Annotated in this window: 12 protein-coding genes; 8 read left to right on the top strand and 4 right to left on the bottom strand. The window is 61.9% G+C overall.

Annotated elements, in window-relative coordinates; translation table 11 throughout:
* The first annotated feature begins 7 nt into the window (after positions 1 to 7).
* The 8 genes from VGD45_RS17810 (at position 8) to VGD45_RS17775 (ending at position 10,193) form a co-directional block, all read left to right on the top strand.
* On the top strand, positions 8 to 1,222 hold the full coding sequence (locus VGD45_RS17810) for a serine hydrolase domain-containing protein (protein WP_331156683.1): 1,215 nt from the start codon (positions 8 to 10) through the stop codon (positions 1,220 to 1,222).
* A 7-nt stretch (positions 1,223 to 1,229) separates the two neighbouring features.
* Positions 1,230 to 2,111 carry a ribokinase gene (locus VGD45_RS17805; RefSeq protein ID WP_331156682.1) on the top strand — a complete coding sequence of 294 codons (882 nt, stop codon included), beginning with the start codon at positions 1,230 to 1,232 and terminating at the stop codon, positions 2,109 to 2,111.
* Positions 2,112 to 2,121: 10 nt separating this feature from the next.
* The gene (locus VGD45_RS17800; protein ID WP_331156681.1) at positions 2,122 to 4,281 is read left to right on the top strand and encodes a formylglycine-generating enzyme family protein; all 2,160 of its coding nucleotides are present in this window, start codon (positions 2,122 to 2,124) and stop codon (positions 4,279 to 4,281) included.
* 2 nt (positions 4,282 to 4,283) lie between these two features.
* Positions 4,284 to 6,125, top strand: coding sequence for a glycoside hydrolase family 127 protein (locus VGD45_RS17795; RefSeq protein ID WP_331156680.1), 1,842 nt, complete (start codon positions 4,284 to 4,286; stop codon positions 6,123 to 6,125).
* Positions 6,126 to 6,224: 99 nt separating this feature from the next.
* Complete coding sequence (locus tag VGD45_RS17790) at positions 6,225 to 7,469, top strand: CoA transferase (RefSeq protein WP_331156679.1); 1,245 nt, start codon at positions 6,225 to 6,227, stop codon at positions 7,467 to 7,469.
* 86 nt (positions 7,470 to 7,555) lie between these two features.
* A complete protein-coding gene (locus VGD45_RS17785) occupies positions 7,556 to 7,996 on the top strand; it encodes a hypothetical protein (RefSeq protein WP_331156678.1) in 441 nt (146 codons plus the stop codon).
* Entirely contained in the window at positions 7,989 to 9,059 is a 1,071-nt protein-coding gene (locus tag VGD45_RS17780; protein WP_331156677.1) for a hypothetical protein, read from the top strand. Before VGD45_RS17785 ends, VGD45_RS17780 begins: the two co-directional genes overlap by 8 nt.
* Positions 9,060 to 9,224: 165 nt before the next feature.
* Positions 9,225 to 10,193, top strand: a complete 969-nt coding sequence (locus VGD45_RS17775; RefSeq protein WP_331156676.1) for a GNAT family N-acetyltransferase — start codon at positions 9,225 to 9,227, stop codon at positions 10,191 to 10,193.
* A 1-nt stretch (position 10,194) separates the two neighbouring features.
* On the opposite strand, the gene VGD45_RS17770 is transcribed toward VGD45_RS17775, so the two are convergent.
* The 4 genes from VGD45_RS17770 to VGD45_RS17755 are packed head-to-tail and all read right to left on the bottom strand — an operon-like array spanning position 10,195 to position 14,954.
* Positions 10,195 to 11,685 (bottom strand): tryptophan halogenase family protein, encoded by a 1,491-nt coding sequence (locus VGD45_RS17770; RefSeq protein ID WP_331156675.1) that lies wholly within the window; start codon positions 11,683 to 11,685, stop codon positions 10,195 to 10,197.
* A gap of 22 nt (positions 11,686 to 11,707) precedes the next feature.
* Positions 11,708 to 12,721 carry a cupin-like domain-containing protein gene (locus VGD45_RS17765; protein WP_331156674.1) on the bottom strand — a complete coding sequence of 338 codons (1,014 nt, stop codon included), beginning with the start codon at positions 12,719 to 12,721 and terminating at the stop codon, positions 11,708 to 11,710.
* Positions 12,705 to 13,415: a SapC family protein gene (locus tag VGD45_RS17760; RefSeq protein WP_331156673.1), complete on the bottom strand. Its 711-nt coding sequence runs from the start codon at positions 13,413 to 13,415 to the stop codon at positions 12,705 to 12,707. The genes VGD45_RS17765 and VGD45_RS17760 overlap by 17 nt, the downstream gene beginning before the upstream one ends.
* Before the next feature lie 3 nt (positions 13,416 to 13,418).
* Positions 13,419 to 14,954, bottom strand: a complete 1,536-nt coding sequence (locus VGD45_RS17755) for a tryptophan halogenase family protein (RefSeq protein WP_331156672.1) — start codon at positions 14,952 to 14,954, stop codon at positions 13,419 to 13,421.
* Positions 14,955 to 15,002: the final 48 nt, after the last annotated feature.

Here is a 15,002-nt window from a genome sequence, read left to right as displayed (position 1 = left end):
GCTCACCATGTCATCCAGCGGGGGCTGGTTCGCTCTCGCGCTGGCCACCGTGTTCGCGTCGGTGGCGACGTCGGCGGAGGAAATCTCCGCCGAACGTTTACAACGGGTGGATGATTTCATCGAATCGACCATCGCGAGCGGGCAGTACCTGGGCGCGGTCACGTTGGTCGCACGGCACGGAAGCATCGTTTCCTGGCAAGCGCATGGACGGCGTGAGATTGGCGCGCCGGACGCGCTCGATCGCAACGCCATTTTTCGTATTTATTCCATGACCAAGCCCATCGCCTCGGTCGCGGCATTGATGCTGCTGGAGCAGGGCAAGTTCCAGCTCGACGATCCAGTGAGCAAATATTTGCCCGAGCTCGCCGAGATGCGGGTGTTCAACGGCGGGACGGTCGACGCGCCCGAGCTGCGGCAGCCGAAGCGTCCCATGACAGTCCGCCACTTGTTAGTGCACGCCGGTGGATTTGCGGGCGAGCGTGCCGAACTGGCTCGCGCGCCGGACCTGCAGAGCTATGTTCGCATGCTGAGCAACGTGCCGTTGGCCGCCGATCCGGGAGCGCGCTTCAACTATGACGGCGTGAACACGAACGTGCTGGCTCGTCTGGTCGAAGTGTGGTCGGGCCAACCCTTCGAACGTTTTCTGCAGGATCGGATCTTTACGCCCTTGCGCATGACAGACACAGGCTTCACAGTGCCCGTCGATCAGCGCCACCGTATTGCGCAGATGACCGCGACGGATGCGGATGGACGATTGATCCCATCGGCGAGCTATCGGGGGATCGAGCCCGGGACTGCAATCAATCCCTATCCCAGCGCTGCCGGTGGCTTGTACTCGACGGCTGCGGATTATCTGCGCTTCGCTCAAATGCTGCTCAACGGCGGTGAGCTCGACGGCGCATCCATCCTCAGCCGCAAGACGGTGAGCTTTATGATGAGCAACCAGCTCGGCAACCTTGATCCGCCGCAACTGGAATTCCGGCCCGGTGAAGGGTTCGGGCTCGGCGGCTACGTCGGCGTCGATCCGGCGCGTCGCCCGCGACTGGGCAGCGTCGGCGATTTCGGCTGGTCGGGCGCCGCCTCGACCTATTTCACCGTGGATCGGCGCGAAGGGCTGATCGCCATGCTCTTGATGCAACATCTGCCGGAAGGTTCGCCGCTCGCGCCCCCGCGGCTGAGCGGCCAGTTCTACACTCTGGTCTATCAATCGTTGGTTCAGTGAGCGCGCCATGATTCTCGTCGCCGGCTCGGCCAATCTCGACTTCGTGGTGCAGGCGTCGCACATTCCGGCGCCGGGCGAGACCGTGCTGGGGCGGGATTTCAAAACGTACCCAGGCGGCAAGGGCGCGAATCAGGCCATCGCGTGCGCGCGTGCCGGTAAAGCGGCGACGCAGATGCTGCTCGCACTGGGCGACGATCCGTATTCCCAACCGATCGAGGCATCGCTACTTGCAGCCGGCGTGCAGATGCATGTTGTGCGAGTGGCGGATCAGCCGACCGGTACTGCATTCATCTGCGTCTCCGATGACGCGGAGAATGCAATCACTGTCGCGCCCGGTGCGAACAACGCCTTGCGCCCCCAGCACCTGCCTTCGCTGGAGGGTTGCAATCATCTGCTGCTGCAACTCGAGACTCCCATCGATACCGTCATTGCTTATGCACGAGCGGCGCGTCAGCGCGGCGTGAAGGTAGTGCTGAACGCAGCGCCGGCGCGTGCGTTGCCGGCCGAACTGCTCGGACTGCTCGATGTGTTGGTGGTCAACAAGGGCGAGCTTGCGACCGTCTCTGCGCACGAGGGCAGCATCGAGCAGTGCATGGAGCGCATCGATGTACCTTGCATCGTCGTAACACTCGGAGATCGTGGTTGCTGTGCGCGTGTCGACGGCAAGGTGATCATGCAAGACGCGTTTGCAGTCATGCCTGTCGATACAACCGCCGCGGGCGATACCTTCTGTGGCGTGCTTGTGGCCGCGCTCGATCGCGGCATGACCATGGCGCAAGCGCTGCGTTGGGCGAATGCCGCCGGCGCATTGGCCTGCACGCGCCATGGTGCGCAGTCGAGCATCCCCACGCACGCCGAGCTCCAAACGTTTTTGTCTCAACATCCCTGACGACTTGATCATGAAGCCGCAATCGAAGCCGCAACGCGCTCCCGTCACTCAGATCGGCGAGTACGCTCTTCCGCATACCGTTGGTGCGCACTTGCCCACGCCGGGCAAGGCGCCGGGTTGGCCGATGGTGAACATCGGGCAGTGGCGCATCGATGTGAACGGCGCCGTGCCCGTGTGGCTGGCCGAGATGAAGGTGTGGCGGCACGAGCACCTCATCCGCATGGGTTACGACGATTCCGAATATCGCCGTCCCGAGTTCGCGTGGACACAAAAGAACTTCGTGCACACGCAGATGATGGTCGAGGATCGATATTTCTACGATCCGGTCGCGGGCAAGTACACCGTCGATAAATACCTCGACGACCTCGAGCGCCGCTTCGGCGGCGTGGACAGCGTACTTATCTGGTACGTGTACACCAACATCGGCATCGACGATCGCAATCAGACCGCGCTCGCCAGCGACCTGCCCGGCGGGCTCGAAGGCTTGAAACAGGCCGTCGCGGATTTCCATCGCCGTGGCGTGAAAGTGTTTCTGCCGACCATGGCGTGGGACAACGGTACGAAAGGCGAGGGCGTGCCGGATTGGGAAGCGGTTGCGAAACTCGCGAAGCTGGTCGGTGCGGACGGCGTCAACGGCGATACATACAACGGCGTGCCTCGCTCGTTTCGCGTGGCATCCGAAGCGATCGGACATCCATTGGCGTTTCAGCCCGAGTCGGTGCCTTATGCCGACGAGCAGTTGATGTGGAACAACCAGAGCTGGGGCAAGGCGTCCACCGAGATCATTCCGGCGGTCAGCAAGCTCAAATGGCTGGAGCCGCGGCACGTCATCAATATCGAGAATCGCTGGGCGCGCGATCGTACCGACGATTTTCATTACATGTTCTTCAACGGCATCGGCTACGTCGCGTGGGAGAACGTGTGGGGCGTGTGGAATCAATTCACCGCTCGCGATGGCGAAGCGCTGCGGCGTCTTGCAACGCTGCTCCGCAAGTTCTCGGATCTGTTCGTGAGCCTCGAGTGGGAGCCTTACGCACTCACGCTGCAGCAGGGCGTGTTCGCCAGCAAGTTCCCGTCGCCGGCCAAGACGCTGTGGAGCATCGTCAACCGCAACGAGTACGACATGACCGGCGAGCAGTTGGTCGTGCCTCATCGAGAGGGCAGGACGTACTACGACATCTGGAATGGCACGCGCCTGTCGCCTCGCATCGTAGATGGTCAGGCCTACATCTCATTGACGCTGGAGACGCGCGGCTACGGGGCGGTTCTCGGTGTGGAAAGCGGCGCGACCGTCGATGGCCTCGATGCGCTGCTGGCACAAATGAAGAAGTACAACGAGGTCTCGCTGCAGTCGTTGTCAAACGTGTGGCAGGCCATTCCGCAGAAGATGATCGAGATCGAGCCGACGCCGCCGACGAAGCTCGCGCCCGAAGGCATGGTGACTATTCCCGCCGCCGAGTTCGATTTCGCGGTCGGCGGCATCGAGATCGAGGGCTACACCTGGAAGGGGCTGGATTTCCAGTATCCATGGGAGAACTCCGCGCGCCGCAGCCATCGGCATCGCATGCACATCAAGTCGTTTCATATCGACAAGTATCCGGTGACCAACGCGCAGTTCAAGAAGTTCATGGACGCCAGTGGCTATCGGCCCAAAGACGCGCACAACTTCCTGCGCGATTGGGTCGACGGCGCGCCTCGCAAGGGTTGGGAAAAGAAGCCAGTCACGTGGGTGTCGATCGAAGACGCGCGCGCGTATGCTCAATGGGCCGGCAAGCGACTGCCGCACGAGTGGGAGTGGCAGTACGCCGCGCAGGGGACGGATGGCCGTCTCTATCCCTGGGGCAACGATTGGAATACGTCGAACATGCCGCCGCAGAGCAAGGATCGTGAGATGCCGGCGCCGGCCGATGTCGATGCGCATCCTCAAGGCGCAAGTCCGTTCGGTGTCATGGATCTGGTCGGCAACGTGTGGCAATGGACAAGTGAGTTCTACGACGAGCACACGCGCGCGGCCGCGCTTCGCGGCGGCAGCGCTTATCAACCGCAGACATCGCACTGGTATTTCCCGCAGGCTTATCAGCTGGATCAACACGGGAAATATCTGTTGATGGCGCCGTCGAAGGACCGTGCCGGCATGCTCGGCTTCCGCTGCGTGGTCGACGCGGGCTGACCGTGGCTGACGCGCTCGTACAATTTTCGGATCCCGCGAACGTCGCGCTCGGCGGCGTTCTCGGCGAGGCGCTGGCGGCCAATTTGTCGGGCCGCCTGAGCCGATTCATCGTGGACGAGCAGAGTCCCGCGATTGCGTTGTTTCATCCCAAGCATCGCGAACAGAACTACGAGGGCGATTGGTACGGCGAGCACGCGGGCAAATGGTTGTATGCCGCCGCCCGGGCAGCTCATCGCAGTGGCGATCAGGGTCTTCGTGAGCGAGTGCTGGGTGTCGCTGATTTTCTGGTGAGCGTGCAGACCAAAGAAGGCTACTTGGGCACGTACGCTGCCGAACGCCGCTTCACTCGCAAGCAAGCGCCGCCGCTGCGAACGTGGGACGGTGCGCCCAGCTTGCGCACCTGGGACATCTGGACTCACAGCTATCTCATCCTGGGACTGCTGGAAGTTCACAAGTACTTCCCTGAAACGAAGTACGTCGAGGCGGCGCGTCGGATTGGCGATCTGTGCTGGCGCGCGTTGACGCTGGGCGAGATCGATATCACCGAGCTCGGCAATCACTTCGGCATGTCAGCGACGGTGCTGCTCGATCCGGCCGTCGAGTTGTATTTTGCCACGGGTGACAAGGTTTACTTGCAGCTGGCGACTCGCATCGTTGAGCAAGCGGAAGCACGCGCCGAGTTGCAGCTGATTTCACAGGCGCTCGCGGGCGCGGATGCCGCGGAGATCGCGACCGGCAAGGCGTATCAGCTGTGCTGGAATTTGGTCGGACTGGCGAAGTTGCATCGAGCTACTGGCGATGAGCGTTACGGAGCGGTGGTGACTCGATTGTGGCAATCGATTCGAGAGCATCATCTGTCGTTGGGTGGCGGGCCCTGGGGCGGCGTCGCACATCGTTCGCGGGAAGTGTTCAATCACCCGAGCGTGTTCAGCCCGTACGCGTATGTGGAAACCTGCTCGGTGCTGGCGTGGCTGCAGTTGAATCGTGAGCTGCTTGCGACGACGGGCGAAGCGCGCTACGCCGAGGAGATCGAGCGCACTGCCTACAATGATTTGTTGGGCGCGGTCGCGCCGAACGGCGAAGACTGGTGTTACTACTCCTTCCCCAACGGCAAGCGAGTGCATACGACGTACTGGCGTTGTTGCAAGTCGAGCGGGGCGATGGCGCTGGAAGAGCTGTCTGCGGTTGCCTATTCGCGGCAGGGGTCGGATCTGTGCGTCAATCTGCTCGGCCAGGGGGGAGCGACGCTGGCGCTCGACGGTGCGGGTGCCGTGCGTTTGGAACAGGTCACGAATTATCCGTTCGATGGGCGCGTGCGTTTGCGCGTCGATCCTCAACAAACGGCTCGATTCTCGTTGCGAGTGCGGATTCCGTCCTGGGCGGAAGGTGTGGACGCTCATCTCAACGGCGCGGCAATCTCCGGAGCGCGTGCGGGCGAATTCCTCACTCTGAATCGAGAGTGGCGCGCGGGTGACGAGTTAACGCTCGATATCTCCATGCAGCCGAGGATTCACCAGCGCGCGAGCCAGAGCGTGCAGGAATCTCGAGCGCCGGATGGTTCGCCCATCGCTCAGGAAGTCATGCATTACGACTACGTCGCGGTGACTTACGGGCCGTTGGTGTTCGCGACGTCGCTCATTGACGGATATAAGACTGCGGAAACCCTGTTGATGAGTCCTGAGTCGCTCGATCAGTCAGTAGAAGTCGTGCCGTCGCAGTGGGGGCCGGAGTTGCGCCTGCACTCGTTGGGGCGCGAGCCGCTGACGTTCACGCCTTATTTCTGCACGGGCGGGCGGCAGGACGGCGCCTGGCGGCTCACCTGGATGCAGGTGTCATGGAAATGAGGACCGCAGAATTTGTGATGTTTGAGCATAGGATGCGTGGCTTCCTGTTTAAGGACAGCTCGGCGAGACTGAACGGGACGGAACACCGATTTGCGAACTATGGCGACCAGAACTGAAACGGCGCTGCCCGAGCGCACCGGCCCGGCCGGCCCATTGAGCGGCGTCACCGTGCTGGATCTCAGCGCGTACATCGCGGGCCCTTATGGATGCACGTTGCTTGCCGATCAAGGCGCGCGTGTCATCAAGATCGAGCCGCCGGATGGTGACAATCTGCGCAAGTATCCTTCGACGCTGCAGGAGGAGAGTCGCGCGTTCATCGGCATCAATCGCAGCAAGCTCGGCGTCTCTCTCGATTTGAAGAAAGCCGAAGGACTCGCGGCGCTGCTGCGTCTGGTGCGCACGGCGGATGTGCTCGTGCATAACTTTCGGCCCGGCGTGCCCAAGCGGCTGGGTATCGACTTCGAACAGTTGTCGCAGATCAATCCTCGGCTGATCTATTGCGCGGTCACGGGCTATGGTGAGAAGGGGCCTTTGAAGGACAAGGCCGGCTATGACCAGGTGCTGCAGACCATGACGGGCATGTGCACGCTGCAAGGCAAGCGCGGTGGCGCGCCGGAAATCATTTACGGTTCCGTCGTCGATTACTACGCGGCGGCGCTGCTGGCTGGCGGTGTTTCGTCGGCGTTGTACGAACGCGAGCGCAGCGGCCGAGGGCAGTTCGTCGGTGTGTCTCTGTTACGAAGTGCGTTGACGATGCAGTCGGCGCGTTTGGTTTGGGTTGATGGCGAGCCGCGCGATATCGGCCGTGACTTTCGTTCCGGTGGCATCACTGGTCTGCACCCGACGCGCGAGGGTTACTTGTATATCTCAGCGAACACGCCCCATTTCTGGCACGCGCTGTGCGAGAAGGTGAATCTGCCCGAGCTCGCGGAGAACGAGCGATACGACACGGTGCGCAAGCGCGCTCAACACGCCGCCGAGATCGTGCCGAAGCTGCATGATGCCTTGCATGCGCGGACGGCCCTGGAATGGGAAGCGCACTTCGGCGACGACGTTCCTTGCGCGGCGGCGCGCGCCATCGAAGATGTTTTCGACAACGAGCAGGTGCTGGCCGAGGACATGGTCACCACTCTGAATCACTCTCTGGTCGGCAAGTACCGCGGCCTCACCCGCCCCATCAAATTCAACCGCACCCCCGGCCCGGAGCCCTTCGCCGCCCCCAGCTTCGGCGAACACACCCGCCCGGTGTTGGAACACGCCGGCTGCTCCCCCTCGGAGATCGATCGCCTGCAGAGCGCGAACGTAGCCGATTCGCCCGGCAGCTCACGCAAGGCGTCCGGCTGAGCGCCCTCTAACCAGCGCGCTCGCAGTCCAGTCAGCGGCGGGGTGTACACTCCCGCCCTTGGCCATAACGGATTGCGCCCGCTGACATGCTCCTGACCATCACCACCACGCACGCGCCTGCGGCCGATCTCGGGTATTTGCTCGAAAAGCATCCCGCGAGAGTGCATGAATTCGAGCTGGCGGGCGGAAAGGCGACGGTGTTCTATCCCGAAGCGACCGACGAACGCTGTACGGTCGCGCTGCTGGTGGACATCGATCCTATCGGTCTCGTGCGTGGGAAGGGCGGCCAGAAAACTCACGATCAATATGTAAACGACCGCCCCTACGTGGCGTCCTCGTTTATGAGTGTCGCCCTGGGCGTGGCATTCCGATCCGCGCTGGCGGGCAAGTCGCGTTCGCGGCCGGAGTTGGCGGTCACTGCCATTCCTCTCGAAGCAAAGATTGCAGTGCTGGCCTGCCGTGGTGGCGAGAGGTTTCTGCGCGCGCTGTTCGAGCCGCTCGGCCCGTGCCGACGGCGGAGTGGCTGAACAACACAGCTGGCTGGAATATCCGACGGATGCTTTCGATCACTACCGGCGCAACGGCGTGTCGCAGGTGGTATGCGAAGAGAAACATATGGGCTCACGCGCCGTAGCGGTCGTGTGCCGCGACGAGCAGACGGCGCTCACTCGATTCGGTATCGAAGGGGCAGGCCGCGGCGCGATCTACACCCGCACCGGCCGACCTTTCTTCAATGAAGCCGCGCTCGAAGCGGAGGTTCTCGAGCGAATCGCACGAGCGCTGCAGGACGCCGGCTTCCACGACGAGTTCCAATCCGACTGGTTCGCGCTCGATTGCGAGCTCATGCCCTGGTCGGCGAAAGCTCAGGATCTGCTCAGGCATCAGTACGCAGCCGTCGGTTCCGCCGCAGCCACAGCGTTGCGACAGGCACAACTCGTCTTGAGTTCAGCCGCCGTTGCCGAAGGCGATCTATCCTCCCTGCAACAAAGCGTCGAGGCGCGCCTCGGACTGGTGGACCGGTATCGCCAGGCATATCGAAAGTATTGCTGGCCGACGCAAGGTATCGCTGGCCTGAAGCTCGCGCCGTTCCATCTGCTCGCGTCCGAAGGGCGCGTGCATATCGATAAGACTCACGTCTGGCACATGGAAACGCTGGCGCGACTAGCCGCGGCCGATCCCGAGTTGCTGGTGGCCACGCCGCACCGTCTGGTTAATCTGGACGCTGAATCCGACGTGGTGGAGGCGACCGAATGGTGGCGGCAACTGACGGAGCGGGGCGGCGAGGGCATGGTGATCAAGCCTCTCGACTTCGTCGCCCGCGGCCCCCGGGGATTGTTGCAGCCAGCGCTAAAATGCCGCGGCCGGGAGTATTTGCGGATCATTTACGGCCCAGAGTACGACCTGCCGGAGCACATCGAACGGCTGCGGCAGCGAGGACTTGGCGCGAAGCGAAGCCTGGCCATGCGTGAATTCTCCCTGGGAATCGAGAGTTTGCAGCGATTTGTGAACCGCGAACCGCTGCGCCGCGTTCACGAGTGCGTGTTCGGCGTGCTCGCCCTGGAAAGCGAGCCGGTCGACCCGCGTTTGTAACTTTTGCGCTACAAAAGGAGCATCCGGGGCCGACTTATGTGAATATGTCGGCCGCGGATTCTGTTGATTTAGTATCGTCAAAACCGCCGCGCCTCCAACAGATGTGAGAAATGGTTGCGGCGATGGCAAGCAACCTTGATGTTTCGCGTCGAGCATTCAGCGGCAATGTCTGTTTCCCAGCCCGGGCCCGCCCCCGCCGTTTCGGAGCGGCCGGCCAGCTATTGTGTTTTTCAGGAGCCGTGGTGGCTCGATGCAGTCGCGCCCGGCGCGTGGCGGGACATCACTGTGACCACGGGCGGCGTGCTGCGTGCGCGCTGGCCAATTTATGAAGAGCGCCGCGGCTTGTTTCATGTGATCACGCTGCCGCCGCTCACGCATCGACTCGGGCCGTGGCTGGATCTGGGCGACGCCACCAAGAGCGCGCGTCGTTATGAATTGGAAAAAGATCTGACAGTCGCGCTGCTCGAGCAGTTGCCGCGCTATGACATCTTGCAGATCAATTGTCACAGCGGCATCAGCAACATGTTGCCGTTCGTCTGGAACGGTTTCGAGGAGATGGCGCGTTACACCTACGTGATCGATCTCACCCAAAGTGAGACAGAGTTGTGGGACGCGCTACGAGAAAACATTCGTCGCGAGAGTCGCAAAGCGCGCAAGCAACTGACGGTGGAAACGACCACCGACGTGGAAGAGTGCATCAGACTCATCGGAAAGTCGTACGCGCGCCAAGGCAACGTGAATCCGTTCGACTCACCAGCCATGCGCCGCCTGGACGCCGCGTGCGCGCAGCGTGGCCGGCGCGAGATCCTGATCGCTCGTGACGAAAGCGGCCGCCCACATGCGACGCTCTATCTCATTTGGGACGGCAAGACGACTTATTATCTGGCCGGCGGCGCCGACCCCGAGTTGCGCACCAGCGGCGCCCACAGTCTGCTGGTATGGGAAGCGATCGCACGCTCCAAGGCCCGCAGCGTCGAGTTCGACATGACCGGCTCCATGGTCGAAAGCATCGAACGTTTCTTCCGCGCCTTCGGCGGCCAGCAACGCATCTATTTCAGCTTGAACAAAATGAGCCGCCGCGCCCGCTTCGCCTGGCACGGCAAGAAAATGCTCCAGGCGCTGTTCCGGGGCTAATTCAAATAGACGCAGCTTTGCAATATTGTTCGACGTACGTCTGATGCTTCGGCAGCTGCTGCACCGTGTTGTCCACGTGTGACTTGATGCCATCGAGAAAACGCGCCAGCTCTGCGTCGCCCATCAGATCCGCCACCTGATGGTGCTGCTTGGGCATGATGCCCTGGCCCAGCATCACCTGAATCCACGAATTCTCGGCGAACAGCTCGTTCGTCGTACGGAACACGCGCCCCGTTTCGCGAAACAACTCGATACGATGGCGCAGCGACGCCGGAATATCCATGGTTCGGCACGCGTTCCAGAACGGCGTGTCCTGCCGGTTGGTGACGTGATAGTGCAGCACGATGAAGTCGCGAATGTGCTCGATCTCGGACACCGTCTGACGATTGAACTCCTCGATGTCCGAGGGGCTGATGCCTTCGCTTGGGAACATCTGCAGCAGACGGATGATGCTTCGGCCGATCAAATGAATGCTGGTCGATTCCAGCGGCTCGATGAAGCCGCTCGCCAGTCCCACGGCGACGCAGTTCTTCAGCCAGGTCTGGCGACGCTGGCCGGGTTTGAACTTGATGACGCGCGCATCGGTGCGCACTTTGCCTTCGACATTGGCGAGCAGCGTCTGCTTGGCCTGCTCGTCGCTGATGTAACGACTGCAGTAAACCATGCCGTTGCCGACGCGATGCTGAAGCGGGATGCGCCATTGCCAGCCCGCGTCGCGCGCAATGGAACGAGTGTATGGAACCGCCTCGCCGACCGATTCTGTCTGTAGCGCAACGGCGCTGTCGCACGGCAGCCAGTGCGACCAATCCTCGTACGGCTCACGCAAGGTCTGCCCGATCAGCAGCGCGCGGAAACCCGTGCAATCGATGAACAGATCGCCTTCGATTTCCGCGCCCGAGTCCAGCCGGATCGCCTTGATGAAGCCGGTGTCGTCATGCGTGAGCACGTTGACGATCTTGCCTTCGATGCGTTGCGCGCCGTAGCCCTCGCTGTACTTGCGCAGGTACTTGGCGTACAGCCCGGCGTCGATGTGGAATGCGTAATTCATGCCGCCGCGAGGCAGATGAGCGAAGCGATTCTGTTGGGCGGCTTTCAGCTCGACACAGTAGTCGCCGTAGTCGCCGGCGAGATTGCGTTCGCGACCTTTGAGCCAAAAATGCTGGAAGCCCGCGGTCCAGTGGTCCTTGCCGGTGGTGCCGAAGGAATGAATGTAGTTTTGATTCAGATCGCGCCAGTTCTCGAAGCCGATGCCCAGCTTGAAGGTGCCCTGGGTCGCGGCCATGAATTCCTGCTCGTTGATCTCCAGCAGTCGATGAAACGTCACGAGGGTGGGAATGGTGGCTTCGCCGACGCCCACCGTGCCGATTTCATCCGATTCGACCAGCTTGATATCCAGCGTCTTGCCCAAAGTGCGCGACAGGCCGGCGGCCACCATCCAGCCGGCCGTGCCGCCGCCGGCGATGACGATTTTCTGGATGCGCTTGCTGGTCATGTGAAATCCCCCATCGAGTCCATCAGCGATTCAATCTTTGTAGCAGCCGGGCGCGGATGTCGCGGACGATGTCGGCGTCCATGGGCGCCAGCGCGCGACGCGCGGCTTCTGGAATGTGAGCGGCGGTGTTCTCGTCCGCTTCGAAGACATAGTGACGAAACAGGTTGAACCATGCGTCGCGCTGTTCTTTCGGCAAATCGCGCACGGTCATGATTGCCAGCATGAGCGCGCCGATGGGTGAATCCATGAACGCGGGTGACTGGCGCCACCAGTAGTTCACGAGCACGTTGAGCGTGTCGAGCGCCTCGATGTGATGCCACCACATGCTGGGAATGAAAATCGCGTCGCCCGGCCCCAACTCCGCGACTTGCGCGTGCCGCACGGCTTCGGCGAATTTCGGAAACCGCTGCAAGTCGGGCTTGGCGAAATCCACCATGCTGATGGCCTGCCCCGCGGGCGTGAAATCCAGCGGCCCGATGTACAGGTTCTGCAGCTGCGCCGGTGGAAACAATGTGAAGCGCCGATGGCCAACCACCACGCAGGCGATGTTGTCCGGCAAGTCATGATGAGCCGCGATGCGTGTGCGGTTGCCGAGCCAGATGCTCACCAGCGGCTGACGATCGCCGAAGCCCAGATCGTTCTCGCTGCGGAATCCCGGCAGGCAGGTGTCTACGGTAGTCGAGCCCACATAGATCGCCGGCGGATTCGCCGCGTCTTTGTGACGCTCGACTTCGTCGAGCATCACATCCAGCTTGAGCTTCACCGGTTTGAAATTGAAGCCGCTGAGATCCTGGTTATAAAAGAAGCGGCCCTCGATGTCCGGGCCGCCCAGCAAGGCGCCGACGGTCGCGCCCTGATAGAACTTGCGAATGTAGGCGATGGCAGCCTGATTCGACTCGAGTCCCGCGCGCACCAGGGGCCAATCCGCCACCAGCCCTTTGAGTACGACAGGCTGCGTCGAGAGCAGCACCTCGTCGGGCAGCGCGCGCGGATCGACGCCGGCGATCTCGCGAACTTTGTTAGAGATCGCCAGCATTGCGCTTGTTCATGCGCTCGATCAGCGCTCGGAACTGTGAGAGCGACGCGATCGCCATGTGGATGGCCGACAGGTGACCGGCGCGATTCAAACGCTCCAGCACTGCGCCATTCAGGTCGCGCAGGCGCTCCTCGTGGATGGTGTAGAAGCCAGCCAGTCGATTCTGCGAGCCGTCGTTCAACTGGATCTCGAGTGCGAACGACTCGAGCAAATTGTGCTGGAGGAGTGCGCCGATGAAGGGCTCGTTGCTGGCCAAGCCCTCATGGATGGCGAGCAGCACCGAGCTCATCCGTTCCAGGAACTCAGTGTTGCCGCCGAATTCGCGGAACAGCGGCTCGCCCGCGTCGCGGCTGACTCGCGGGTGATCCAGATCGATGTGCATCAACGGCTGTCGATCCGCGGAAAAGCCGATGAGGAACGGCTGGCGCTCGATGGTCAGCGGGATGTAGGTCGCGTCCCAGCCTCGTTGGGTCAGAAACAGATTCTGGCCGTCCTTCAATCCGACTAATGCGACGGGCTCGAACTGACCCTGCGCATTCTTGCGGAACACAATGGGGTAGTGCGCCTGCAGGTTGCGAAACTCCGACGGGAACGTGAGCGCGAGCATCACGTTGTCGCCGTACTCGGCGCTGCGCGTGGTGATCACGCGCAGATCCTTGTGATCTCGATTGTTCAGCAGGGCGTGTTTGCTCATGGCTTAGATCTTCGACAGGCCGTGGCGCTTGATGTGTTCGATCAGCGCGCGATTGGTGGGTAACCCCGCCAGCATCTTCGCTGTCAGCGCCGCTGCTTCACGAAAGTAACCATCGGCGCGATCCGCGTCGTCCGCGCGACGTAGGTTCTGAGTCCGCTCAGGCCGAAAGCCCATTCCGTACAGCACGTACTGATAACTGGCGGATGGGAACACCTCCTCGACTCGATTGAAATCGTAACGGGAAGGCGGCTGGTGTCGCCACAAGGTCAGCTGTTCCTGCAATCGCTCCGGGATCGACTCCGCCCGGATATTGTCCCGCCAGAAATCCGAGTCGGTGCGCTTGCTGAGCACGTAGTGCAGTTTGAGGAAGTCGATGACTCGCTCCCATCGATAAGTGAACGAATCGTTGAAACGCCGCGCGACGATGTCCATCGCGTCTCGGGTCGCGGGCATCTGGTCGCGCAGCATCGCGGCGGAGAGCTCGACCAACGCCAGGGCCGAGGCTTCCAACGGTTCGATGAAGCCAGCAGACAAGCCGATGGCCACGCAGTTTCGATGCCAGAACTTCTCGCGATAGCCGGGATTGAATGTGAGTTTGCGCGGCGAGGGCATGTCTCGTGGCCCAGCGGTGCGGTCGATATACGCGCGCAGCTCGCGCTCGGCGGCATCATCTGACGTGTGCGTGCTGGAATAGACGTGTCCGACGCCACGGCGCGTCGGTAAGCCGATGTCCCAGATCCAACCGTTGCTCTGCGCGGTCGAAATCGTCTGCGACGCGATTGGGCTGTCGTCACTCTGATAGGGCACTTGCATGGCCAGCGCGGTGTCGTTGAACAGCACGTGCCTCTGCGAGTTGAACGGCACCTCGTAGTGTTGGCCGAGCAGCAGCGATTGCATGCCGCTGCAGTCGACGAATAGATCGCCGCTGACCGCGCCGTTCTCTTTGGTCTGCACGGACGCGATGTCGCCGTTATCGCGGACATTGATGCCGACGACGTGATCGAGCATGTGCTGGACGCCGAGCTTCTCGACGCAATGTTTGCGCAGGAACAGTCCGAATTTCCCGGCGTCGAGGTGATATGCGTAATTCGCGACCGCGGCGTACTCGGGCGTCGACGCCTGTTTAGGACCCTTTCCGTGCGTGCATAGGTGCGGTTGGAAACTCACCAGGTCTGCGAACGGCACCTGTGCGTGGCGTTCCAGCCAGCCGGCCACGAGATTGGTTTCGGTGTAGCCCTGGGGCAGGACGAAGGGATGAAAGTAATAGTCATCCTGTCGCGGCGTGACCCATTGCTGGAACTTCGAGCCCTGCTTGAACGAGGCGTCGCATTCGCGAATGAAGTCGGTCTCGGTCACGCCGATGGCTCTGAGCGTGTCGCGCATCGTGGGCCACGTGCCTTCGCCGACGCCGATGGGGCCGACGTTCGGAGACTCGAGCAGCGTGATTCGCAGCGAACGGTGCTCGGCGGCGAGCACGCCCGCGGTGAGCCAGCCGGCCGAGCCGCCGCCCACGATCACGATGTGATGGATCTCGGACATCGTTGCATTCGCCCCCGATGCAATTGACGCAAGCACTACTATGCCTGC

The sequence above is a fragment of the Steroidobacter sp. genome, assembly GCF_036402275.1.
Taxonomy (GTDB): domain Bacteria; phylum Pseudomonadota; class Gammaproteobacteria; order Steroidobacterales; family Steroidobacteraceae; genus Steroidobacter.
This window is presented reverse-complemented; position numbering and strand designations above follow the sequence as displayed.

Bases quoted from the DNA above. Each gene is read 5' to 3' on its own strand.
- VGD45_RS17770 (WP_331156675.1), bottom strand. From the start codon at position 11,685: ATGACCAGCAAGCGCATCCAGAAAATCGTCATCGCCGGCGGCGGCACG.
- VGD45_RS17775 (WP_331156676.1), top strand. From the start codon at position 9,225: ATGTCTGTTTCCCAGCCCGGGCCCGCCCCCGCCGTTTCGGAGCGGCCG.
- VGD45_RS17755 (WP_331156672.1), bottom strand. From the start codon at position 14,954: ATGTCCGAGATCCATCACATCGTGATCGTGGGCGGCGGCTCGGCCGGC.
- VGD45_RS17805 (WP_331156682.1), top strand. From the start codon at position 1,230: ATGATTCTCGTCGCCGGCTCGGCCAATCTCGACTTCGTGGTGCAGGCG.
- VGD45_RS17765 (WP_331156674.1), bottom strand. From the start codon at position 12,721: ATGCTGGCGATCTCTAACAAAGTTCGCGAGATCGCCGGCGTCGATCCG.
- VGD45_RS17790 (WP_331156679.1), top strand. From the start codon at position 6,225: ATGGCGACCAGAACTGAAACGGCGCTGCCCGAGCGCACCGGCCCGGCC.
- VGD45_RS17800 (WP_331156681.1), top strand. From the start codon at position 2,122: ATGAAGCCGCAATCGAAGCCGCAACGCGCTCCCGTCACTCAGATCGGC.
- VGD45_RS17810 (WP_331156683.1), top strand. From the start codon at position 8: ATGTCATCCAGCGGGGGCTGGTTCGCTCTCGCGCTGGCCACCGTGTTC.
- VGD45_RS17760 (WP_331156673.1), bottom strand. From the start codon at position 13,415: ATGAGCAAACACGCCCTGCTGAACAATCGAGATCACAAGGATCTGCGC.
- VGD45_RS17785 (WP_331156678.1), top strand. From the start codon at position 7,556: ATGCTCCTGACCATCACCACCACGCACGCGCCTGCGGCCGATCTCGGG.